Genomic DNA, 21,438 nt, shown 5'->3' with positions numbered 1-21,438 from the left:
GGCGCGCGGAACAGAAAAAACAGCCGCGGCGCTAACCCGCTGACGCAACGGATAGAAATCAATGCGCCGGACCGCAATCGCGCGCTTATTTTCCGTCGATACAGACCCGAATTACCGGCATAGCCAGACGCGCGAAGAAAAAGGCATGGTCGCCGACCGGCAAAACCGGTCGCGCAGTTCATCGCTATATTGCAACCTCCGCGGCCTGGAGGAATGAACCATCATAGCGGCGCGGCACGGTGAAAATCAGGCGGAAACCATGATAGCGGATGCGCTGCGGCTGGAGAACAACGCAAAATTTACACCAGGTGACGGACATCCGTCCGCTAAACATCAAATTCACCAGTCTGGCGTTCCGCAGTGCGGTAAAGATGTCGGCGCAGCTGCAAGATGGCGCGAACACGCGGGCAAAACGTTAGTCGCTATTCTCGCCGATGGGCAAATATCCCTGCCACTGCGGCAGCGCCGGCGTCCCCTGCGCATTCTCGTGCAAATGCAGGTAGTAGCCGTTCACCGAATACAGTACCAGACAATCATCCACCTCTTTCAGATTGTCCTTGTGCTGCTTCGCCATATCGCGCAACAGACTCTCTTTCGCTTTTTGCTTCGCTTCCTGCGCACTGCCGGCGACAAACAGCCCGAATTCGTGCTGCTCAGCCAGCGCATCGGATCGGTATCCGCCCATATTGACAAAATACAGCCGCTTATCGCCGCTGCCGGGCTGCGTAGACAGGCGAATATCATACCCGTCCGCCCAGTCAATTCGCATATAACCATCCAGATGGATCTTATCTTTATCGCCAAACCACACGGCGCGCAGCAGAGGAAAGGCCTCCTCGATCTGCTCTACCGCGGCAAACTGCACGTCATGTACTTCAATATTGGATTTGCCAGCGTTGCCGCCGAGGTAAAACATAAATAAACCGACCATCACTACCTCTTTTGCAAATAAGCAGCCGTCAGAATACCCGCGATATACGTCGTCACACAACCTCACGCCCTCCCCGTCCCGGCTTATCCCGTTGAGTTGTACAGGGATTCGCCGTATAGAGTAAATCCAACGCCTTGTCGTTGACTCAGTGGTACGGGTGGGTATAATTCGACCCCACTGTCAACCTCGACAGCGCAGAAAATCCCTGTCTCTGCGCCCTTAGCTCAGTTGGATAGAGCAACGGCCTTCTAAGCCGTAGGTCACAGGTTCGAATCCTGTAGGGCGTACCATTTCGAAGTAAACAGACGCCAATCAACGTCTTTTTTATGCCTGAAATTCAGCCAATTAACCTTAATTCGGCTATTCTCACTCTACTGAACTCTATCAACATCAATGTACATCAAGTAATCGTTGTTGGTACATCTGATGGTACAAGCCCGTTCAATGAATTCTTATACCAACAACCAGCAACCAGCAACCAGCAACCAGCAACGGAGGGCAGTATATGGCGCTTACCGATGTAAAGGTGAGAAGTTCAAAACCCACAGATAGATCCTACAAACTCACCGGTGGGGAATTTCCGAGACTGGTATTGTGAAGACTTTTCGACCAATTCATTTCAATATCAACATCTTTTTATCCATGATAATGTCACATGTCTGGCAGTATCAAAGGGGGGTATGGGTCAGAATGAGAGGTCTTGTCAGTGGATTTATTAACTACGAATATTCGTTTGAGAATAATAAAAAACTACTTGACTATAGATTAGAACAACAAACACAGATCATAGCTGATTACTTTTTACTGCGTTAATTCGCGCTTAAGCTTTGGTTGGCAAGATAGAGGTGAAGATCGTGAAGTTTCCTGTGTGGGGCCTATAGACGATCAGCTTAATGCAAATTATCAAAAAATTCTTGAAGGGTTTCCATTCAAATGACCATTTTAAACAAATCCGTAATCTCATTAATCGTCCTTTTGAGTGGTTGCACACTGAGTGACAATCTGGAACAGCGATATACTAAAGAAACATTAGTTCCTGCTCACGTGAGAAATAGCGATGTATGTTTTTCCTTACCCATACAAAGCAATGAGACTGTGGTATCAGCAATCACTTACAATATTGAAAACCCCTTAGAACAGGTCATTTTCCCCTCGGACAAGCAACCAAAATCTGGTCTTTTTTGCATTCTGCCTGGTGAATTTAAGTTTAAAACGGGCCAGGAGTATCTCACTCAGATCGAAGTGAATATAAGAACAGATGGTGAGGATAAAAAAAACGCACGAAAAGCATATATCTCAACCTTCAAGGTCGTACTAAAAGGCGACAGCTTCAATATTATTCAAACGGTTCATAAATAAAAAAATATCCGAACTCACTAATGCGGGTTAGTTTATCTAAATAGCTTCGCATAATAGCGCTACACATGCAGGACATGACATCCCGCCAGTACTGGCCTCGTTCGATGAGACGTGAAGCATCAATGTGCGAAGTTATTTATAACAGTTTCAAATAGTTCTATGCATACGATTCATAATACACTGGTTCTATGTCGTTAGTTTATTGATTCCCTGATCAGATCCCCATAGATTCATACAGCATTAGGTTAGAAACGTCCGCGTCACGCCCTGATGCATTCGACAAGCTATTTATGGCTTCAGTAAGGACAAATTTCGCTCTTCTAAATAGCTTCGCGCATTGATGCTTCACTTTTGACCATGCTACAGCGCGTAACTGATGATAAGAGCATTTAAATAATTATTAAAAAGTTGATTGTAATTTTATCGTGATATCGTTGTCACGCAACCTGCAGGACAGGCGTAGTGCTATTATACAAAGCTATTTAGTGCCAGTATATATTTCGCTTCGTCGTAGTGGATTCGGGTCTTCCAGAAGCGGTAAATACTCCTTATCTATTTGAATGCCAGATCCCGGACGCGGATTGATGAAATTTTCCTTTTTCTCGCTGCCCCTGATAATACAGTCTGGCCCAGGATGATGAAGTTAATATAAATGCAGATAATTTTCTGAATATAACTTCATGTTTTTTCATCATGAAAAACCATCTTCATTTACTCTTTTAAATTCATCCGGCCGACTCCCTATCGCAATACATTTTCCTTCTACCATGCTGATATAATAATATGAAGGATTTGGCATATGTTCCATCATCCACGGAAGCTCATCAGAATATTCAATGTCAGAGGTAGAAACCATCCATACAGGTTCACCCTTTAAGGTTATAGGACTGGCTGCATGATAACGGTCATCCCACCCACGCCCGTATTGTTCGGCATAATCCCTTGCTATCTGTAACGCCTTCTCTTGCGTGATCATTCCGAACTCCATACCAGACACTATACATGATACCACTAACCGTTACTGGCCCCCGCAGGTTCATGTCGCAGGAGGGGAAAGTTATCCCATAGATATTACCTAAAGGAAATATTAACCCCTGAATGATATATTTAGCATTCATTCCCCGCGCTCAAAGCAAACCGATAGTCTCAGCAAATGCTTCTTCAAGGTAGCATAATATGTAAGATTGTTCTGTCCATGAAATTATTCCCACCTCATTATGCCGCCATTTCATAATCCACCGTCATTTGATAACCCAGCGTCGAATGTTTGCGACGGCGATGGTAAAATACCTCAATATAATCAAACAGGGCGTTGATTGCCTGCTCTCTGCGGCTAACCGCTTTACCTTGCATCAGTTCCGTTTTCAGCGTGTGGCAGAAGCTTTCCATTACCGCACTGTCATAACAGCAGCCTTTCCCGCTCATTGAGCAGCGTAAATCGTTATCTTTCAGTACATCCCGATATCGATGGCTCGCATATTGACTCCCTTTATCCGAATGCGCTATCAGCGGCCTTGTCGACTTTCACTGTTGTATCGCCATCTCCAGTGCGTTAATCACAACCTGAGTTTTCAGTCTGTTACTCAGGATCCGGCCGATTATTCGTCGGGAATACAGATCAGTGACTGTCGCCAGATGCGGTCAGCCTTCTTCCGTGCGGATATCCCTTATATTCGTAGCCCACGTAACATCCGCTTCTGCCGGGTTAAATTTCCGGTTCAGCAGGTTGGGCGCTATCGGATAATCGTGCCGGCTGTTGGTCGTCACTCTATAGCGAGTGTGATTTGCGGCTTTCAGGCCGGACTGTTTCATCAGACGGATGATGCGGCTTTTACCATGAAAACGCTGTTCATTCTGTACATCACTTTGCAGACGCCGGATACCGTAAGCTCCCCGGCTGTCGTGATGCAACTGAATCAGCCTCTGGCTCAGGATGTCGTCAGACGACTCGCTGGCTGGTGTCCGGTTGCGCCATGACGGGTAACCCCGCCTGCTGACATTGAACAACAGGCAAATTCGCTTCACTTTATGGAAAGCCGATCACTGAGTGACCATGGCTATCTCAGCGGCTTTCCCGCGCCAGGAACGCCGCCGATTTTTTCAGGATGAGCGTATCCTCTTCCGGTTCGGCAAGTTTGGCTTTAAGGCGGCGAATCTCCGGCTCCTGTTCGGACAGGCGAGGAGAATTGGAAAAAGAAGCCCCGCCTTATCCTGGTAGAGTTTTTTCCAGTTGTAGCGCATGTTCTCTTTGATATCAGGCTCCCGCGCCATACGGGCAACAGACTTGCCGCTTTCGCAGCAGTAACGCTACAGCCCTGCGCCTCAACTCCGGAGTATATTGTTGTCTCGTCACCGTGGCCTCGCTTTCGTTGACTGATTTGAAAATAAGGTGGGCGCTACATCAGGGACAGCTCAGTCACCATCGCTGAACAAAAAAATTAAAATAAAAACAAGTAACTATTCTCGATTATCGAATTCTGCAGGGTCATTTCTGACGACATCCATATTTCGTCCATTATCGAAGTGTTCAGCGCTGAAAACGTTAAAGTCACATCCTGTCGAATACATAGAGGGCAGGAATGTGATTGCAGTACTTTTCGAGGCGGATGTTATTCCCACACGGCAGGCGCGTTATCTCCAGCTTGCGGCTGAATTGAAACCGCTGTTAGCGGATATTGATGGATTTATCTCTATAGAGCGTTTCCAGAGCCTGACCACGTCAGGAAAAATACTTTCATTGTCGTGGTGGCGTGATGAAGAATCGGTATTGTTATGGAAAAAAAACGTCCTGCATCGGGCTGCTCAGGCGGAAGGACGGAAGTCTATCTTCTCTTTTTACCGCATCCGTATTGCCCATGTGGCCAGAGACTACTCATCAGAAACCAGAGGAAGCTCAGATGTATGATATCCATGCCATTTTAAAGATCCCCCCGGAGAACTGGCGGCGCCAGGAGCGATATTAGAGCGAAATGCTATTAGTCTTGAAGGCAGTGCGTTTTTACCGTAGCCGACAAAGCACATGCGCATTTTCTTGTCGAAAACGGAGACGAGGCCGAAACGGATCTTAAAAATGAAGATTTTCAGGTTGAGAATATATACAGACCGTTGATCCAAAAGCTAAAGCAAGAGCAGCCCGGTGAATGGGGTAAGATGGCGGCAACCCGGGCCGGGAATGGTATTAATATTTTGCGCCAATACAGCGACCATTCAAACCAACTGATCCTTGTGACAGATAATGATATCGTTGTCGGCAAGGTGACGGATAAATGGACGATATTGCCTGAGTAGAATGTTAAAACACGCTGATTTAATTGATAATAGTGATGCACTTGAGCATTCAATGGCAGCCGTAGCGGCTGCTATATCCGATCCTTCTCGCGTAAAAATCCTCTGCGCATTGATGGATGGACGCGCATGGACCGCCACAGAACTGAGCGCGGTGGCTGATATAGCCGCTTCCACGGCCAGCGCCCATCTGTCCCGCCTTATCAGTGGGAACCTGATTACGTGTCTTTCTCAAGGACGTCATCGCTATTATCGTCTGGCGGGACAGGATATTGCAGAGCTGATTGAAAAAATCATGGGGATATCATGGCGATCGCCGTCATTAGCCAAAGTTGGCACCCCCTCCTCGTTACGGGTTGCCCGAACGTGCTATGACCATTTAGCTGGCGAAATTGCAGTTCATATTTATGATTTCATGGTTGCTGAAGGTTGGGTGACGTCTGATGGAAGTTCGATCACCCCATCAGGCCAAAAACATTTTCAGCAGTCAGGTATTACACTTAACCCCAAAACACGGCGTAAAAAATGCTGTGCCTGCCTTGACTGGAGTGAGCGTCGATTTCATCTTGGCGGAGACGCGGGGGCTGTTTTTTTTACGCATTGTGAGCAGCATGGATGGTTAACCAGAGTTCCGGGGTATCGGGAAGTTAATATTTCTCCCTGCGGAAAATTGGCGTTTAAAAAATTGTTCGGACTGTATAAATAATCTATATACCCAATTAACCTCAAGACACGGGTTTAAGTAGCTGGAAATGATCGTGAATGCGGGACGTCAGTGAACCCGCTATTTCTGGCAGCGTGGTTGAGAAAAAATCAGGTCATTCCGCCGAAAAGCGGCGTGTTCATAAGTAGCGTTTTCTCGTAATCTGAACGCAGGTGATTCTTATGAAAAAATCACGGTTTACCGACAGCCAAACCATCGCCATCCTTAAGCAAAGCTGAGGCCGGAACCCCCGTGCCTGGACTGTGCCGGGAGCATGGCATCAGGACGTTGCTATGCAGCCAAAACGTATTGTCATTCTGGGTAATGCAGGAAGCGGAAAGTCATCATTAGCTCGCCAGCTCGGGGAAAAACTTGCCTTACCGGTGGTCCACCTCGACAGGCTTTTCTGGGGGCCGGGCTGGACTAAACCCGTGGCGAGTGAGTTCAGAGTCAGAGTCTCCGCGGCGATAAAAGATTCTCGCTGGATCTGTGAAGGCAATTATCACCGCCGAACTTTCGACTTACGTTTACCAACCGCGGATCTTATCATATGGTTGGACGCGCCCCGGCTCATCTGTATGAAACGCGTAGCGCTCAGGTCGCTACGTAACGAACCAAGGCCTGATTTGCCTGATGGTTGTACAGAGAAAATAGATGCGGAATTTGTGTCGTTCCTGCGATATGTATGGCGCTTCGATCGTTATGAACGACCGGCTATCGAGGCTGAGCGGCGGGCGAAAGGGCTAAATGTTCCGGTCGTCCACCTACGCGGTAAAGCGCAGATTAACGAATTCGTGTCGGCGATAATCTCATCCTCCCCGACTGTCGACTAAGGGCTAAATCCGCCGGATTTTGTTTCGCCGGCCGTTGGCAACACACAAAACAATAAAATACCTTTGATTTTATTAAAAAATAGTCTCCCGCAACGATAGCGACGTTCACTACCTGAATATATCTGGCAGGTAAAACGAATACTGATTTTCCTGCTTTTCACTGACGCGTTTGTCATCTGTCGAGGCTGAAACGGCTTCAGGCCGTGTCACGCAATTCATTTTCGCTGACTGATGATGAGAAAAATGCATTAATTCGTTTGTTTTTTGATTTATTTTTGTGCGTTTTTACTGCCGCCCCTGTCAGGGTTGTGCGATTTTACATCGGTCAGATAATTGCGCGACACAGTCTGGCGCTTTTTGCATGACTTACTGAATGATTTCAGCCTTAGGCCGTTCTTGCGCATATATGGTGTTGAGACGACGGCTCACGTCTTCCTGTTATTCCCCGAACAACCGGCTGACTGACGTTTTCTTTATACTGTCTGGCGCGATATCAGGCCTGTCGCCGCTGGTCTGAAAACCCGATTGCTGGATCTGATTTGTCCTCCTGATTTCAGCAGGTAAATTTACCCACTGGTTAAAATATGTTATCGGTATCTGCCTGTCATTTTGATTAACGGATACCGATATGCCGCAGCCGGTTATCTCTCTTTCCGCCGCCCGTAATCTGCATCTCGCCGCGCAACGGTTGCGGCATCCGCTAAAGCGCAAACCCGTGCGGGACGATCTCCTCGCCGTCATCAGGAACATGGCGCTGCTGCAAATCGACACGATCAGCGTGGTGGCGCGCAGTCCTTATCTGGTGCTGTTTAGCCGGCTGGGACACTACCCGGCCGAATGGCTGGAGGAGGCGCTGGCCGCCGGCCAGCTGTTTGAGTACTGGGCGCATGAAGCCTGTTTTATCCCTATCGAAGACTATCCGTTATTGCGCCATCGCATGCTGCAGCCGGAGAGTATGGGCTGGAAATATTCGCAGCAATGGTTTGATACGCACCGACAGGAGATCGAGGCGCTGCTGGCGCATATCGCGGAAAACGGGCCGGTGCGATCGGCCGATTTCCGCGCGGATAAACCGGCGGCCAGCGGCTGGTGGGACTGGAAACCCTATAAAAAACACCTTGAAACACTGTTTACCGCCGGCCGGCTGATGGTGGCCGAGCGGCGCAATTTTCATCGCGTTTACGATCTGGCCGAACGGGTATTGCCCGGCAGCGACGACGCCGGCCGGTCGTTATCTCAGTCGGAGGCCGAAACGGCGATGCTGCGCCGCTCCGCCGCCTGCCTCGGTTTGTTCAAAGCCGAATGGCTGGCGGATTACTACCGGCTGAAGCGCGTTAAAACCGACGAACATATCGGTTGTTTGCTGGACAGCGAGGAAATCACGGCGGTAACGGTCGAAGGGCTGGAAGGACGGTATTATGTTCACCGCTCTCAATACGACTTGCTGCAACAGGCGCAGCAGAAGCGGATAAGCGCCACGCTCACCACGCTGCTGTCGCCCTTCGATCCCGTGGTGTGGGACAGAAAACGCGCGCTGACCCTGTTTGACTTCGACTATCGGCTGGAGTGCTATACGCCGCAGGCGCGGCGTCAGTACGGTTATTTCACGCTGCCGATACTCAATCGCGGCGCACTGATCGGCCGGGTGGATGCTAAAATCCATCGCAAACAGAAGCTGTTTGAAATTAAGGCGCTGCACCTGGAGCCGGGTACTAAACTCGGCGCGCGGCGCATTCATGACCTCAGCGCGGCATTCAACCGCTGCGCACTGTGGCACGGCGCGGAAAACATCGTGACGGGCCAGCTTCCCGCCGCGCTGAGCCGACAGTGGGGTAAAGGCTGGTCGCCGTTAAACGAAGCGGAATAACCGCAGGCAACGCCGCGAAGGGCGCGGCCGCACTGGTTTAGTTTAACGCCACCCGATACGGGGTGACTTCCATAAAGATGCAATCCTGCGGGCCGCCGTTTTTCTGCACCAGGTTGATAAACAATCCCGGTCGGTCCAGCGCGGTCATATTGCAGTGCCAGATTCCCTGATGATACTGAATGGCGGTCCGTCCATCGGCCACAAAAGCCCGCGCGCGGGCGCTATCGGGCTGTCCGTCGGCGTCGGGACACACCACGATCAGGTAACGCGCGACGTCCAGCGGGAAAAAAGCCTGGGTGGACAGGGGATGTTTCTCCATCAGCCGGATATCGCAATAGTCCGCCCGGGGAGGCGTCGTCGCCCACTGCGTCTCAATGCGGGTATCGCTGTGCGTCGCCTGGTGCCGGTGCGTCGCCGAGTGACCAACTGCGACAAACAGGACGCCAAAGGGAGAAAAGTCCGCTGCGTTAATCGGCCTGGCGTTGATGATGCAGGAAGGAGGGCTGGCGCTCCCGGGCTTTTGGTTATTGCTGTTGTTAACCATTTCTACCTTCGTCGTGTCAGACAGGCGGTTAACCGGAAAACGCGCCCGTGCCGGTAATGAATGAAACTGCCGTGAGCGCCTCAATGGAGGTTGCCACTTCAATCGGCTACAGCCGATGTTATACCAGCCTGAACGAAAATGCCCAACGGGCCCTATGGATAAAATAATCATCTCAGTAATTACCAACTGGTGCCGATACTATCGGTAAGCGGTCGTATAACGCCAATCTGTTTGAGTTATAGACACTCCTGCCGCCGCGGAACGGGGCGAGGACAACACACCTGCAGCCTGAAGGTGATGAGTAGCGGTGCGAGCACGGGGGAGACCGTGAACTCATGCGGTAAGAACGCGAGACAGCGACGCCCTCATCCCGCCAGGTTATTAAACGTAATGTATTCGGATTGAGGAAAGCATGAATAATATTCAAAAAGAAATTGATGAGAGAACTAACCTCACGTCGGCCAACAAGTTTGAACTATTACTGTTCCGTTTGGGAAGCGCCCCGCATGAAGATAAATCCGAGCTGTTTGGCATCAATGTGTTTAAGCTGCGCGAAATTGTTCCCATGCCGGCGTTGACCAAAGCGGCAGGGATGAAACCGCCGATGCTGGGTATGGTGAATATCCGCGGGCAGATTATTCCCGTCATTGACCTCACCGCGGTAGCCGGGTGTGAGCCCGCAACCGGGCTGAATATCCTGCTGGTAACCGAGTATGCGCGTAGTACCCAGGCCTTTGCGGTGGAATCCGTGGACGATATTGTCCGGCTTGACTGGAATCAGGTACACACCGCCGAGGCGGGCGTCAGCAGCCGCTACGTCACCAGCATCGCCCGGCTTGACAGTGATAAAGACAGCAACCGGCTGGCGCTGGTTTTAGATGTTGAACAGATCCTGCATGACATCATCCCTGTCGACCGCGACATTCGGATAAATAATGTAGAAACGAGAAAGTTTCCGCTCAAACCGGGAGCGGTCGCCATTGTGGCCGAAGATTCCAAAGTCGCCCGTTCGCTGCTCGAACAGGGGCTGAACATGATGTCGATTCCGGCCATCATGCACGTTACCGGTCAGGATGCATGGAATAAAATCAAGGAATTGGAGCAACAGGCCCAGGCGGAAGGCAAACCCATTTCGGAAAAAATCGCCTTTGTGCTGACCGATTTGGAAATGCCGGAGATGGATGGCTTTACGCTGACCCGTAATATTAAACACGATGACTTTCTCCGGCATATTCCGGTAATTATTCATTCTTCGTTATCCGGCAGCGCGAATGAGGATCATGTCCGCAAGGTGGGGGCTGATGCTTATGTGGCGAAATTCGAAATCAACGAACTGGCGACCGCTATCCAGCAGGTGCTTGATAGCGCCCCCGTCTGATTGTATTACTTCCTCTGCGGCCTTTACTCGCCGGCATTGCGCTGGCGGCAAAAGGCCGCCGGCCAGCACCAGACGGGGGAATCCAGCTGACAAGCAGAAGAACCGGGGCGATTCAGGCATAACCGACAAGACAGACGGCTAATCATATTCCAGCGCCATCAGAAATCTGGCGCATTACCCGATAATAGCGTCCGGGGCGCTAATTGTTCGGCAATATAATCGATAAAAGCTCGCAGGCGTGGGGTGACCTGATGCCCGCGCGGATAGACCGCATTGAGCGGGGCTGCAGACACCGCATGCTGCGGCAGCAGTTGGATGAGATTTCCACTTGCGAGATCGGCGGCCACATCAAGGAATGATTTCAACACAATGCCCATTCCCGCCAGCGACATCGCGTGAGCGGCTTCGCCATCATTGCATATCGCACGCGCCGTGATATGAACGGATTGTCCATCGTCAAAATGCCATTCGGTGCCCGCCGTTGAGCCGATGTGTATGCAATCATGTCTGGCAAGATCCGCCAGCTTCTGTGGCTGCCCGCGCCGCCGCAGATAGCCCGGAGAAGCGCACAGCACGCGTCGATTCGGGGCGAGAACCCGCGCAATAAGACTGGAGTCGGGTAATTCGCCATAACGAAGCGCAAGGTCGAACCCATGCGATATCAGGTCCAACACATCATCGCTGAGCTGTAATTGGATCTGTAACTGTGGATGCAACGAGCTGAAACCCGCCAGTAAAGGAACTATTCTCCGCCGGCCGAGGCCATTCGGCGCCGTAATTTTAAGTACCCCCGACACGCCCTCGCTCTGGCGTATAAGCGTCTCCTGGGCCAGTTTTAACTCGGCGATAACCCGAGTCGCATGCGCAAAGAGCTGCCGGCCCTCATCGGTAAGCGAAAGTCTGCGCGTACTTCTGTTAAGCAAATGAATGCTTAACCGTTGTTCAAAATTAGCCAGGCGCTTACTGACCACCGACAGCGATATGCCAAGCTCACGGGCGGCGGCGGTAAAACTGCCCAGAGCCGCGGTGCGTTCAAAAGCGATAAGACCCGGCAGATCATCGATGAGGTTCATAGCGGCATATTCTCAACGTTATGGAAACAGTCATTCCTGATATTTTCCATTTTAATCATATATAACATCCGCAAGAATGATTTTTTATCCTTTAACTATGATGAGGTAGAAATCATGCATACCCGTCTCACTAAACAAAAGGTTCTGGTCGTCGGCGGCAGTTCTGGGTTGGGGTTAGCCATTGCCAAAGCATTTGCGGCACAAGGAGCCGACGTCACGATCGCTTCGCGCAGCCAGGCTAAACTGGAAACGGCGGCTGTCCAGATCGGTCACGCGGCGCGTACCGCGGTGCTCGACACCACGGATAATGCCGGCGTTGAGGCTTTTTTTGCCCAATCAGGCCATTTCGATCACGTTGTGATTTCCGCCGCACAAACGCCGGGAGGGCCGGTCCGTCAACTGTCGCTGGATGACGCCAATGCGGCGATGAACAGTAAATTCTGGGGAGCCTATCACGTCGCGCGCGCCGCCGGGATCAACGAAAGAGGGACGCTGACGTTTATTTCGGGTTTCTTAAGCGTCCGTCCGGGTAGCTGGGTATTGCAAGGCGCAATCAATGCCGCATTGGAATCGTTGGGGCGCGGCCTGGCGCTGGAACTGGCGCCGCAAAAGATCCGTGTCAATACCGTGTCGCCCGGCATGATCGCCACGCCGCTCTGGGATGGAATGGGTACGGAAGCGCGTAAGGCCATGTACGACAACGCCGCCGCTACGCTGCCGGCACGCGTCATGGGGCAACCGGAGGATATCGCCAATGCGGTATTATTCCTTGCAACGACGCCTTATGCGACCGGCTCGACGGTACTGGTGGACGGCGGCGGCGCAATTGCGTGAATGGGTAGAACGGTCAATGCGCACACCGCCTTGCATATCCCCGTCGGCATCGACGGCAATCCCTTGTCGCGCCCAAACGCGGCGCTAACCCTACACAACAATTCACCAATGGAGTCTCACATATGAAAATCGATCTATCCGGCAAGACGGCGTTGATTACCGCGTCTACAGCAGGTATTGGTCTGGCGATTGCCCAGGGCCTGGCCGAATGCGGCGCCAGCGTGTTACTCAACGGCCGCAGCGCCGACAGCGTAGCCAGAGCGAAAAACAAATTGCTCGCCTTATTCCCGCAGGCTCAGGTCAGCGGGATAGCCGCCGATCTGAGCCTCAGCGCGGGCGTAGAACAATTGATCGCCGCGTTGCCGGGTATCGACATCCTGGTTAACAATGCGGGTATCTACGCCCCTCAAGACTTTTTCGATACCGATGACGGCGTCTGGGAGCGCTATTGGCAAACCAACGTGATGTCCGGCGTGCGTCTGGCGCGCGCGTTACTGCCGGCGATGATGGATAAAGGCTGGGGCCGGGTGGTGTTCATCTCGTCGGAATCGGCGCGAAATATCCCGGCCGATATGATCCACTATGGCGTCACCAAGACGGCTCAGTTGGCGCTTTCCCGCGGACTGGCCAAACGCGTAGCCGGTAGCGGAGTCACGATCAATAGCGTATTGCCGGGACCAACTATTTCCGACGGTTTCGCCGATATGATGGCGCAAGAGGTCGCGCGTACCGGAAAACCGCTGGAAACGTTGGCTCAAGAATTCGTCATGGCCAATCGTCCCAGCTCGGTCATCCAGCGTGCCGCCTCGGTCGAAGAGGTGGCCAACATGGTGGTTTATGTCTGCTCGCGGCAGGCCTCGGCCACCTCCGGCGCCGCGCTGCGTGTGGATGGCGGCGTTATTGACGATATCATCTGATTGTAACGGCATGAGCGAAAAGAAAACGGCCGGGGTAGCCGGCGCATTGGCCGTTATCGGCCGTAATTGGGTGGAATATCTGCATACGCGACATGGTGGTTTCGCGCCCGTCAAGGTTATCCTCTGAGCGCGGATCAACGGCCGGTCATGGTCAGGCGGGGATAAGGCGCTGCGCCTTCAGCCGCTCGAACAAGTCAAAAAACGCATCAGGCGTACTTTGATAATCGAGGAACCCTGCCTTGCGGCTCTTCGTCATATCAGTCACAACCTCCATCGGACGCCCGAGGTCGGCATCAGTGTGCCACCATGACGCCAGCCGCTCAATGCGGGGCTCTCGCAGTTGATGCTTCGCGGCAATGTCGGCCCATTGATGCGCGGCATCCTGCATCCGTCCTTCCAGCGGGCGCAACACTCCGTCAAACGGCGCGGCTTCAATACCGAAATAGTCGGCTAACTGCGTCCACATCGATTTCCAACGGAAAATGTCGCCGTTGACTACGTTGAAATCCTGATTTTTCGCCTGTTCATTCGTCGACGCCCACTCAAGGTGCCGTGCGAGAAGGCGTGCATCGGTCATGTCCGAGAGCCCGTTCCACTGAGCCGCCGATCCCGGGAAGACGAATGGCTGACCATGGTGTTTACACAGCGTTGCATAAACAGCCAGCGTTTGTCCCATATTCATCGCATTGCCGATGGCGAACCCGATGATGGTATGAGGGCGATGTACGCTCCAGGTGAAATTGTAGCGGTCGGCGGCGTCGAAAAGCCGGTCTTCCTGCTCGTAGTAGAAATTTTCCACCGGTTGACGGCCCTGCTCCTCGCGAAATGGCGTGACCGGAACGGCTCCAGACGCATAGGCTTCGAACGGACCAAGGTAGTGTTTCATGCCCGTCACTAATGCCGCGTGCCTGAGCGACGATGCGCGTCCAAGCGGTTCAAGGACGTTCCTGACCATCGCGCCGTTGACGCGGATGTTGTCCTTCTCGGTATCCTGCCTTGACCACGCCGTAAGGAACACATGGCTGATATCCAACCCCGCTACGGCAGCGGTAACGGATTCTGCGTCCGTGAGGTCGGCGACGATCGGTTGGCAGCCCGCGACAACGGTGCTGCGACCGCGAGATAACCCGTAAACCGTCCAGCCGCCGGCGAGAAGATGTTCAGCCAGCGCGCCGCCAATGATGCCGCTGGCGCCGACAATAAGTGCCTTGTTGCTCATACTATTGCTCCCGTTTTAGATCATGTGGACTTCATCCCCTGTAAACATCATACTTAAGATATCAATTCTTATATCTGATAATATTTCTATAAATTGAAGAATATAATTCATCAATCGCCGGCCGTATTTCCTACTGAGCGGCTTAAAGGTATCGTCCCGTTTGTCTGTGCGGCCGATGCCGGCAGTTTCACTGCCGCCGCTCAGCAGCTGAATCTCACCAGTTCCGCCGTAAGCAAAAGCGTGGCCCGGCTGGAGATCCGACTGAGCGTGATACTGTTCGAGCGAACCACACGCAGTCTGAAACTCACCGACGCCGGGCGCGCCTACTATCAAACCTGCGCGAAGATCCTTGAAGAACTCACTGAAGCGGAAGCAACGCTTGCCGCGCAAAGGCGAGAACCGATAGGCGCTTTGCGGGTAGCCTTGCCGGCATCGTTTGGGCGGATCTGCGTGATGCCGGTGCTGCTGCGATTTTCCGTTTTGTATCCGGATGTCCGACCGCATTTGGCATTCTCCGATCGTTTCGTCGACTTTGCCGAGGACGGGATCGATCTGGCCGTGCGCATCGGCGGCCCGCCGACCTTTCCGCCCTCGCTCGCACAGCGCTATCTCGGCAGCGAGCGCCTGATTTTTTGTGCTGCGCCGGCCTATCTTGAACGACGCGGCACGCCCGCCACAATTGATCAATTACAGGGACACGATTGTATTGTTTACGGGCGCGCCGATGGCGCATATTCCCTCTGGCTTTATGCGTCTGACGACGGTATCGGTCAATGTTTCGTGCAGCCACGCATTGTCGCCAGCGACGCCGAAGCCCAACTCGCATACGTGCGCGAGGGGCTGGGTATCGCTCAACTTGCGACCTGGCTGGTGAGGGATGATTTGCGTGCCGGAAACCTCGTGGAGGTCATGGCGGAATGCGCCACCGACGGACTGCCGCTTCGTTTGCTGTGGCCGATCGCGCGGCAATTAACGCCGAAAGTTAACGTGTTGGCGCGACTACTCGAAACCCACCTGCGGATCCGGTGACTGTGTTTGACGGCCTCAGAGACGCGCGTGTTTGAACGCCGCATCACCGGGATGCTTTACCGCAGCCGGCCATCTATTTAACCAGGCGACTCTTTTCAATTACATTGCATTATTGGTAACAGGCGGAATGCAGCCTATATTTCACCAGCGAAATATAGTCGGCTGGCGGCGAAGCGGCCAACCGATTAGCCGCCGCCCGTCGCGCCGGTATCACATGCCCTACTTCAGCTCGCCCTGGAACTGTTGCCAGCGAACCATGCGCCGCTGCAAATTGATCGTCTCGCCGGCCACCGTGAAGGTGCCGTCGCCGTTGTGGTGCAACGTGCGCCGTTCACTGCGCGCGTTATCGACCCAGATGCGCTGCGTCTCCAGCACAAACAGGTTATAGCGTTCAACCAGGCTATCATCGATCACCTTACACTCAATATTTACCGGGCACTGCTGAATCAGCGGCGCCGGCCCCGAATCCGCCGGCTGCGTCGTGAGGCCGAAACGCTGAAATTTATCCACTTCGGCCCCGGAGCAATTGCCGATATCCACCACGGTTTCCGCCTGGTCGACGGCCGGTATTGCGATCACGCAGGCCCCGCTCCGCCGCAACAGTTGAAAACTGTAATCCCAGGGACCAATAATGACGCCGAGGGTGCCGGGATGTTCAATGATCATATGGAAACCCAGCGTCATGATATTTTTTCGGCTATCGGCGGCGGTGGTGACCAGAACGACCGGCCCGGACTCAAGAAAACGGTAAGCGCTGAGCGAATGCAATCGTTGCAGGGACATCCCTCACCTCGTCATGTTGTGGCAGGTCGTTATCGTCTCCGCCGGTCGACAACGGAGCGAGGGGGCGTCGCCGGATGAGTAACCAACATTACCCGACGGCGGCGACGACAGGGCGAACGCGTTATCCGCCTCAGGCTATTTTACGGCACAAAAACTTATCTTTTATCACGCCGTCAAAAAAACGCCCTTTGGATACCACCGCCTCAGAAATAAATTTCCCATAAATTCGTTCGGAAACGCCGATGTATTGATAGATGCCTTTATTAATAAATTCTATTTCCAGCACGTGTTGCTTCGGATCGTATCCGACAGAGCGAATTCTTGATGATGATACTGCTTGCCGCTTCAAAGACGTTTCCTCCCTTTGTGTCAGCGAAAAGTAAAACTGTACTCTAAATAATTCAGGTTGCGGGACAAAACGTTATCATGTTCAACTCAACGCGTTGCCCCTCTGACGGGCAAGCGAACGAGACATCGGTCTGATGCCGATTGGCGCAACGCCAGCGCTGGCCGCAGGGGCCAGCCCTCTAAATGGGGCGGCAACCAGCCAACGCATCGGCAGCCTGCTGTATGACGGTTCTATAAGGGACGTTAAGCCCTCCGTGTCGTTAAAGATCCTATTTACTTTACGCCTGTTCTCCTGCGCGAGAAAACGGATAAACACGCGTTTTGCCTTCTCGCCCGATTCAGCCAAAAATGTCAGCCAGCACCGCATCATCGACCGTTTGCCGCATGATACCGAGTAAATGCTCATCGTCGGCATCGTGCAGGGTCACAAAAGCGATAAAATCCGCGCATTGATCAAACTGGCTGAGCGCCGTCTGCGCCCGCAGAATCGCTCCGGCGGCACAGGAAACGATCTCTTTCTCGACCACGGATTGATAATATTGCTGATAAAATTCGGCGCCTTTTTCATCATACAGCGCGCCCAATTGCGCCATGATCTCGCTAAGCGCCTGATCGACCCCGTCATCATCGGGATCCAACTCGTCCAGATGGTACGAAAAGTCGCCCGAATTATATTTAATGCCGCTGACGCCATCGATATCCAGTTCGCTATGCCGCTGGCTCTGTCGCTGGCGATACCCGGCCAGCGTGGCGTCGAGCGCCGCCAGGCTATTCCAGGATACGCGACATCCGCCGTTTTCAATATCCAAATCCAGACAGAAGGCGTAAATCTGACGGTTTTCCGCATGCGAGGAAAAGACAGAAGCCGCGCGTTCAATCTGGCGCAAAAAACATGACGCCACCCGGTCAATATTTAAATTAATTATCATTTAAATTAATCATCCTGCTCTTATCATTATCCGCCAGGGGTTAAATCGTCAGCAAACCGCTAAATAGACTGCTTAGCGCCGCATATCTGACGCCGATCTGATTCTTAGTTAACGGCAGCGGTCCGATGTGCCTGAACAAAGCGGTCAAAACGGCCGCCGTGCGCGTAATCATCGCCGGTCGACAACACCGGATAGCGAAAACATTGGCGCTTCATGCGGACTATTGTTCGTCGAAGATCAACAAGTCGGCAATCTTCCAGCCGTCATCGGTCAGCGCAAACAGCCACAGCTCGCGCCTCTCCATATTGTACTCACGACGTCGAATAACGATAAATACCGCATCATTAAAATTCTCGCCCGACTCGATCAGCATGCCGTCATCGAACGTATACTTCGATGTGCCGCCATACGAATTATCCAGCCAGTAATCATCATTACGGCACCAGTATTTCTGGTAGATCTCCGCCCGCCGCGGCGTCATTTTTTCCAGCCGGGCATGCATCTCGTCTTTATCCTCCGGTAGCGGCAGATAAAGATCGTCGAGCGCCTTCATTTCGGCAAAATAATGTTTAATACAGGCTAACGGCGTATCCACTTCCATTCCCCCGGGCATGACGGCGCGCCAGAAACGACGCCTGAAGCGCAACAGCATAACAGACGCGTCGCCGCTGGAAAATGCCGCGCCGGGCCGGTTAGCCAGCGAAGCGAAAATCTGGCCAGATGCGTGAATAAACGCAGCAACACCGCCGGAGAGAAGAACGGGAATGGAGCGGATAACCGCGCCGACGCCCGCGCAGCCCGAATTATTTAGGGTATATACCGCAGCAGGTGTATTGGTTTTGTGACTCGCCCCCGCAGTGCCCCCTTGCAGGGCTGCCGGGAGCGGCGTTCAACTCCGCTGCCGGCAGATTTGTCGCGCATCCCGGTCACTTACTGCGCTAAATTGCCGGAGATAAGGAGAAACATTCTGCCTCTCACCGAAAGCCTGCCGTTGGCTGGAGCAAATGGGTTGCCGACGAATTTGTCGCTGCGTCGCCGCCTGCCTGCGATTCGAATTATCCTGGACATGATACTTTACCGGCGAATTAATTACTGTCGCCGCGCTGTGCGATAATTATCATTCCCATTATCCTGCAGGCGCGGGCGTATCATTTTCAGACACCGCATGCCGGCGCAGTAATTCGTCCGCGACGGAGACCTCGCGCGTATATTTTCTCAACACACCAGCGCATAATTTTATTTTGAATAACAACCCCATATTAATTCCCGCTCAAAACGCGCGCGGTCATATTTTTGTAATACCGACTACCTATTATTCTTCGTACTTTACAGTTGATGGTTAATAAGCATGTCGAGTCGTTATTTATTATTTCTTACCTGCTGTTTTATCGCTTTTAATACTCAGGCCGTGTCCGTGGCGTGGGAACACGAATTTGCCGATGTATCACGCGCCCATACCGATAAATTCTCTCTGGAGCACCGTTTCAGCAACGGCGCCGGATTATCGGGCGAGCTGGAATACGAACCCCGCGAGAACGAAGACGGCAGCAGCGGCAAGGGATTCCGGCACCTGCGTAATAGTAAAAAAGAACTGGGGATTGATTATCAATTCGATATTTCTCCGTATATTTCACTGACGCCAGGGCTAACGACCAGTTGGTACGACGAAAAAACCAGCTGGAAACCCGCGATCAGCGCTGACTGGCACTATAATAAAAACATCGTCATTGCTTCACGCTACCGCTATGAAATAACCGACTATGATAATAATAAACCAGGTAAACATACTCACCGTATTGATATCGGCGCTAAATATAAATTAGACAGCGCGGCGCTATCTTATAAATACACCCGCTATTTCAGCGACAGACCGATATTCGATAAGAAAGACACAGATTATAAGCACGCCGCTGAGATAAAGTTGAAATTACTGCCGCACTGGCAATATATTCTGGAAGTGAGTAATGAGTCGGTAGCGAAAAACAGTCCACGCCGTCAGACCTGCTATTCAACCGGCTTTAAATATTCCTTTTAATCGGGCGAAAAAAACAATGAATCACACCAAAACCGCCGCGATCACGCTGGCGCTGTGCGCCCTCAGCCCGCTATTTTTCGCCCCGGCGGCACAGGCCGCAACAGACGGTCGATACACGCTGGAAAAAGTCGTCACGCTTAGCCGTCACGGCGTCCGCCCGCCAACCGACGGCGAAAAGCTGAATAAAGCCACCGGCAAATCGTGGGGCGGCTGGAATGTGGCCGACGGGCAACTAAGCGGACACGGCTATGCCGGCATCGTCAATCAAAGCGCCTGGCGCGTAGCGCAATGGCGCAACGCCGGTTTGCCGCTCGGCGCGAACTGCCCGCCGCCGCAACGAGTCTTCGTCTGGTCCAGCCCGCTGCAACGCACCCGAGCCACGGCGCAGGCGCTGCTGGACGGCATGTTTCCGGGCTGCGGCCTGGCGGCCGGTTTCAGCCGGCAAAAACTGGACCCGTTGTTTCAGAGCGTCGACATGGGCCTGGCCCGTCCCGATCTTGAGCGGGCGAAGCAGCAAGTCATCGCGCGCATGGGCGGCAGCGAAGCGGCCGCGGCGGCGCGCTACCGGCCGGCGATACAGCTGATGCGCAGCGCGGTATGCGCCGACGACGGCCAGGCGTGCCAGTTCTTAAACGCGCCGTGGAAGCTGGTGGCGAAAGAAAATAGCCTGTCGCTCAAAGGACCGCTGTCGCCGGGCGCCAGCATCGGAGAAACCATTCGCCTGCAATACAGCGAGGGGCTGCCGTTGAGCCAGGTGGCCTTCGGCCATGCCGCCAACGCCAGTCAGGTGGCGGCGCTGATGGCGCTGCACGCGGCGAAATACGATCTGCTCAGCGATACGCCGGAATTAGCGCGCCACGGCGGCACGCTGCTGATGGGGCAGCTCGCCGCGGCGCTGGCGCAGGGCACGCCGCTGGAAAAATCGCCGACCGAATCGCTGCGCGCGCCGCTGGTGATGTTTGTCGGCCATGACACCAACATCGCCCAGATCCAGACCATGCTGGACTTCAACTGGACGCTGGGAGAATATCCGGCCAACGATATTCCACCGGGCGGCACGCTGGCGTTTGAGCGCTACCGCGATCGGCAAAGCGGCGAACTGTTCGTCCGGCTGTCATTCTCCGCCCTGTCGCTGGATCAATGGCGCGGACTGAGCCGTCTGAACGGTGCGGATACGCCGCTCAGCGCCGATTACCGCGACGAGGCCTGCCGCACTACGCCGATGGGTACGCTCTGCCCTTTAAGGCCGATGCTGGAAAAAATGGCCGCCGCCCAGGTCGGGGACATAGTTTCTCCGCGGCCGCTGTATCAGTAAGTCGCCTGCGCGGAGCCGCCGCCACAACGGCGCATCCGCGCGATACCGCCCTCCCC

22 protein-coding genes, 1 tRNA gene and 3 pseudogenes are annotated in these 21,438 nt (G+C 53.1%); 14 read left to right on the top strand and 12 right to left on the bottom strand.

Annotation, left to right across the window (positions count from 1 at the left end; translation table 11 throughout):
* Positions 1 to 415: 415 nt before the first annotated feature.
* Positions 416 to 931, bottom strand: a complete 516-nt coding sequence (locus tag FJU30_RS14825) for a DUF1543 domain-containing protein (protein ID WP_150435747.1) — start codon at positions 929 to 931, stop codon at positions 416 to 418.
* 213 nt (positions 932 to 1,144) lie between these two features.
* Here FJU30_RS14825 and FJU30_RS14820 point away from each other — a divergent pair.
* Both FJU30_RS14820 and FJU30_RS14815 read left to right on the top strand, forming a co-directional pair.
* Positions 1,145 to 1,221, top strand: a tRNA-Arg gene (locus FJU30_RS14820).
* Positions 1,222 to 1,864: 643 nt separating this feature from the next.
* Complete coding sequence (locus tag FJU30_RS14815; protein WP_150435746.1) at positions 1,865 to 2,290, top strand: putative T6SS immunity periplasmic lipoprotein; 426 nt, start codon at positions 1,865 to 1,867, stop codon at positions 2,288 to 2,290.
* Positions 2,291 to 2,758: 468 nt separating this feature from the next.
* Here FJU30_RS14815 and FJU30_RS27205 read toward each other — a convergent pair.
* The 4 genes and pseudogenes from FJU30_RS27205 to FJU30_RS27640 form a co-directional block, all read right to left on the bottom strand.
* Positions 2,759 to 2,931 (bottom strand): annotated as a pseudogene (locus FJU30_RS27205) (IS110 family transposase); the annotation flags it as partial.
* Between the two features lie 50 nt (positions 2,932 to 2,981).
* The gene (locus FJU30_RS14805) at positions 2,982 to 3,266 is read right to left on the bottom strand and encodes a hypothetical protein (RefSeq protein ID WP_150435745.1); all 285 of its coding nucleotides are present in this window, start codon (positions 3,264 to 3,266) and stop codon (positions 2,982 to 2,984) included.
* A gap of 239 nt (positions 3,267 to 3,505) precedes the next feature.
* On the bottom strand, positions 3,506 to 3,742 hold the full coding sequence (locus FJU30_RS14800) for an IS3 family transposase (protein ID WP_395858569.1): 237 nt from the start codon (positions 3,740 to 3,742) through the stop codon (positions 3,506 to 3,508).
* Positions 3,743 to 3,931: 189 nt separating this feature from the next.
* On the bottom strand, positions 3,932 to 4,315 hold the full coding sequence (locus tag FJU30_RS27640; RefSeq protein WP_150435743.1) for an IS3 family transposase: 384 nt from the start codon (positions 4,313 to 4,315) through the stop codon (positions 3,932 to 3,934).
* Positions 4,316 to 4,871: 556 nt separating this feature from the next.
* On the opposite strand from FJU30_RS27640, the gene FJU30_RS14790 reads away from it, so the two are divergent.
* The 6 genes and pseudogenes from FJU30_RS14790 to FJU30_RS14765 all read left to right on the top strand — a co-directional run bounded on the left by FJU30_RS14790 (position 4,872) and on the right by FJU30_RS14765 (position 8,978).
* A complete protein-coding gene (locus FJU30_RS14790) occupies positions 4,872 to 5,195 on the top strand; it encodes an antibiotic biosynthesis monooxygenase family protein (RefSeq protein ID WP_150435742.1) in 324 nt (107 codons plus the stop codon).
* Positions 5,188 to 5,578 (top strand): annotated as a pseudogene (locus FJU30_RS27195) (amino acid-binding protein). The gene FJU30_RS14790 and the pseudogene FJU30_RS27195 overlap by 8 nt, the downstream one beginning before the upstream one ends.
* A 1-nt stretch (position 5,579) precedes the next feature.
* Positions 5,580 to 6,281: an ArsR/SmtB family transcription factor gene (locus FJU30_RS14780; protein ID WP_150435741.1), complete on the top strand. Its 702-nt coding sequence runs from the start codon at positions 5,580 to 5,582 to the stop codon at positions 6,279 to 6,281.
* A 179-nt stretch (positions 6,282 to 6,460) separates the two neighbouring features.
* Positions 6,461 to 6,560: pseudogene (locus FJU30_RS14775) on the top strand (transposase); the annotation flags it as partial.
* An 11-nt stretch (positions 6,561 to 6,571) separates the two neighbouring features.
* The gene (locus FJU30_RS14770) at positions 6,572 to 7,111 is read left to right on the top strand and encodes a P-loop NTPase family protein (RefSeq protein WP_150435740.1); all 540 of its coding nucleotides are present in this window, start codon (positions 6,572 to 6,574) and stop codon (positions 7,109 to 7,111) included.
* A 628-nt stretch (positions 7,112 to 7,739) separates the two neighbouring features.
* Positions 7,740 to 8,978, top strand: coding sequence for a winged helix-turn-helix domain-containing protein (locus FJU30_RS14765; protein WP_150435739.1), 1,239 nt, complete (start codon positions 7,740 to 7,742; stop codon positions 8,976 to 8,978).
* Between the two features lie 37 nt (positions 8,979 to 9,015).
* Here FJU30_RS14765 and FJU30_RS14760 read toward each other — a convergent pair whose 3' ends face one another.
* On the bottom strand, positions 9,016 to 9,522 hold the full coding sequence (locus tag FJU30_RS14760) for an ureidoglycolate lyase (RefSeq protein WP_191091610.1): 507 nt from the start codon (positions 9,520 to 9,522) through the stop codon (positions 9,016 to 9,018).
* Between the two features lie 412 nt (positions 9,523 to 9,934).
* On the opposite strand from FJU30_RS14760, the gene FJU30_RS14755 reads away from it, so the two are divergent.
* The gene (locus FJU30_RS14755) at positions 9,935 to 10,900 is read left to right on the top strand and encodes a chemotaxis protein (RefSeq protein ID WP_150435737.1); all 966 of its coding nucleotides are present in this window, start codon (positions 9,935 to 9,937) and stop codon (positions 10,898 to 10,900) included.
* 158 nt (positions 10,901 to 11,058) lie between these two features.
* Here the strand turns inward: FJU30_RS14755 and FJU30_RS14750 are convergent, their stop codons facing one another.
* A complete protein-coding gene (locus tag FJU30_RS14750; protein ID WP_150435736.1) occupies positions 11,059 to 11,973 on the bottom strand; it encodes a LysR family transcriptional regulator in 915 nt (304 codons plus the stop codon).
* 114 nt (positions 11,974 to 12,087) lie between these two features.
* On the opposite strand from FJU30_RS14750, the gene FJU30_RS14745 reads away from it, so the two are divergent.
* The gene (locus tag FJU30_RS14745; RefSeq protein ID WP_150435735.1) at positions 12,088 to 12,807 is read left to right on the top strand and encodes an SDR family oxidoreductase; all 720 of its coding nucleotides are present in this window, start codon (positions 12,088 to 12,090) and stop codon (positions 12,805 to 12,807) included.
* A gap of 122 nt (positions 12,808 to 12,929) precedes the next feature.
* The gene (locus tag FJU30_RS14740) at positions 12,930 to 13,724 is read left to right on the top strand and encodes an SDR family NAD(P)-dependent oxidoreductase (RefSeq protein WP_150435734.1); all 795 of its coding nucleotides are present in this window, start codon (positions 12,930 to 12,932) and stop codon (positions 13,722 to 13,724) included.
* A gap of 151 nt (positions 13,725 to 13,875) precedes the next feature.
* Here the strand turns inward: FJU30_RS14740 and FJU30_RS14735 are convergent, their stop codons facing one another.
* Positions 13,876 to 14,943 carry an SDR family oxidoreductase gene (locus tag FJU30_RS14735; protein ID WP_150435733.1) on the bottom strand — a complete coding sequence of 356 codons (1,068 nt, stop codon included), beginning with the start codon at positions 14,941 to 14,943 and terminating at the stop codon, positions 13,876 to 13,878.
* Between the two features lie 93 nt (positions 14,944 to 15,036).
* On the opposite strand from FJU30_RS14735, the gene FJU30_RS14730 reads away from it, so the two are divergent.
* Positions 15,037 to 15,972 carry a LysR family transcriptional regulator gene (locus tag FJU30_RS14730; RefSeq protein ID WP_223881597.1) on the top strand — a complete coding sequence of 312 codons (936 nt, stop codon included), beginning with the start codon at positions 15,037 to 15,039 and terminating at the stop codon, positions 15,970 to 15,972.
* A gap of 219 nt (positions 15,973 to 16,191) precedes the next feature.
* Here the strand turns inward: FJU30_RS14730 and FJU30_RS14725 are convergent, their stop codons facing one another.
* From FJU30_RS14725 to FJU30_RS14710, 4 genes are all read right to left on the bottom strand, one after another.
* On the bottom strand, positions 16,192 to 16,755 hold the full coding sequence (locus FJU30_RS14725; protein ID WP_223881596.1) for a flavin reductase family protein: 564 nt from the start codon (positions 16,753 to 16,755) through the stop codon (positions 16,192 to 16,194).
* 130 nt (positions 16,756 to 16,885) lie between these two features.
* Positions 16,886 to 17,104: a KTSC domain-containing protein gene (locus FJU30_RS14720; RefSeq protein WP_150435732.1), complete on the bottom strand. Its 219-nt coding sequence runs from the start codon at positions 17,102 to 17,104 to the stop codon at positions 16,886 to 16,888.
* A 337-nt stretch (positions 17,105 to 17,441) separates the two neighbouring features.
* A complete protein-coding gene (locus FJU30_RS14715) occupies positions 17,442 to 18,032 on the bottom strand; it encodes a DUF4303 domain-containing protein (protein ID WP_150435731.1) in 591 nt (196 codons plus the stop codon).
* A 220-nt stretch (positions 18,033 to 18,252) separates the two neighbouring features.
* Entirely contained in the window at positions 18,253 to 18,645 is a 393-nt protein-coding gene (locus FJU30_RS14710; RefSeq protein ID WP_150435730.1) for a hypothetical protein, read from the bottom strand.
* A gap of 735 nt (positions 18,646 to 19,380) precedes the next feature.
* On the opposite strand from FJU30_RS14710, the gene FJU30_RS14705 reads away from it, so the two are divergent.
* Together FJU30_RS14705 and FJU30_RS14700 are read left to right on the top strand one after the other, a co-directional pair.
* Positions 19,381 to 20,067 carry an oligogalacturonate-specific porin KdgM family protein gene (locus tag FJU30_RS14705; protein ID WP_150435729.1) on the top strand — a complete coding sequence of 229 codons (687 nt, stop codon included), beginning with the start codon at positions 19,381 to 19,383 and terminating at the stop codon, positions 20,065 to 20,067.
* Positions 20,068 to 20,083: 16 nt separating this feature from the next.
* Positions 20,084 to 21,382: a histidine-type phosphatase gene (locus FJU30_RS14700; protein WP_150435728.1), complete on the top strand. Its 1,299-nt coding sequence runs from the start codon at positions 20,084 to 20,086 to the stop codon at positions 21,380 to 21,382.
* Positions 21,383 to 21,438: the final 56 nt, after the last annotated feature.

It is taken from the genome of Affinibrenneria salicis, from assembly GCF_008710095.1.
The sequence above is the reverse complement of the archived record's forward strand: the minus strand, read 5'-3'. Positions and strand labels throughout refer to the sequence as shown.

What these genes read in the sequence shown, in the direction of transcription:
- FJU30_RS14710 (WP_150435730.1), bottom strand. Translation starts at nt 18,645, where the DNA reads ATGCCCGGGGGAATGGAAGTGGATACGCCGTTAGCCTGTATTAAACAT.
- FJU30_RS14815 (WP_150435746.1), top strand. Translation starts at nt 1,865, where the DNA reads ATGACCATTTTAAACAAATCCGTAATCTCATTAATCGTCCTTTTGAGT.
- FJU30_RS14745 (WP_150435735.1), top strand. Translation starts at nt 12,088, where the DNA reads ATGCATACCCGTCTCACTAAACAAAAGGTTCTGGTCGTCGGCGGCAGT.
- FJU30_RS14705 (WP_150435729.1), top strand. Translation starts at nt 19,381, where the DNA reads ATGTCGAGTCGTTATTTATTATTTCTTACCTGCTGTTTTATCGCTTTT.
- FJU30_RS14740 (WP_150435734.1), top strand. Translation starts at nt 12,930, where the DNA reads ATGAAAATCGATCTATCCGGCAAGACGGCGTTGATTACCGCGTCTACA.
- FJU30_RS14770 (WP_150435740.1), top strand. Translation starts at nt 6,572, where the DNA reads ATGCAGCCAAAACGTATTGTCATTCTGGGTAATGCAGGAAGCGGAAAG.
- FJU30_RS14750 (WP_150435736.1), bottom strand. Translation starts at nt 11,973, where the DNA reads ATGAACCTCATCGATGATCTGCCGGGTCTTATCGCTTTTGAACGCACC.
- FJU30_RS14780 (WP_150435741.1), top strand. Translation starts at nt 5,580, where the DNA reads ATGTTAAAACACGCTGATTTAATTGATAATAGTGATGCACTTGAGCAT.
- FJU30_RS14760 (WP_191091610.1), bottom strand. Translation starts at nt 9,522, where the DNA reads ATGGTTAACAACAGCAATAACCAAAAGCCCGGGAGCGCCAGCCCTCCT.
- FJU30_RS14805 (WP_150435745.1), bottom strand. Translation starts at nt 3,266, where the DNA reads ATGATCACGCAAGAGAAGGCGTTACAGATAGCAAGGGATTATGCCGAA.
- FJU30_RS14755 (WP_150435737.1), top strand. Translation starts at nt 9,935, where the DNA reads ATGAATAATATTCAAAAAGAAATTGATGAGAGAACTAACCTCACGTCG.
- FJU30_RS14735 (WP_150435733.1), bottom strand. Translation starts at nt 14,943, where the DNA reads ATGAGCAACAAGGCACTTATTGTCGGCGCCAGCGGCATCATTGGCGGC.
- FJU30_RS14715 (WP_150435731.1), bottom strand. Translation starts at nt 18,032, where the DNA reads ATGATAATTAATTTAAATATTGACCGGGTGGCGTCATGTTTTTTGCGC.
- FJU30_RS14700 (WP_150435728.1), top strand. Translation starts at nt 20,084, where the DNA reads ATGAATCACACCAAAACCGCCGCGATCACGCTGGCGCTGTGCGCCCTC.
- FJU30_RS14765 (WP_150435739.1), top strand. Translation starts at nt 7,740, where the DNA reads ATGCCGCAGCCGGTTATCTCTCTTTCCGCCGCCCGTAATCTGCATCTC.
- FJU30_RS14725 (WP_223881596.1), bottom strand. Translation starts at nt 16,755, where the DNA reads ATGTCCCTGCAACGATTGCATTCGCTCAGCGCTTACCGTTTTCTTGAG.
- FJU30_RS14825 (WP_150435747.1), bottom strand. Translation starts at nt 931, where the DNA reads ATGGTCGGTTTATTTATGTTTTACCTCGGCGGCAACGCTGGCAAATCC.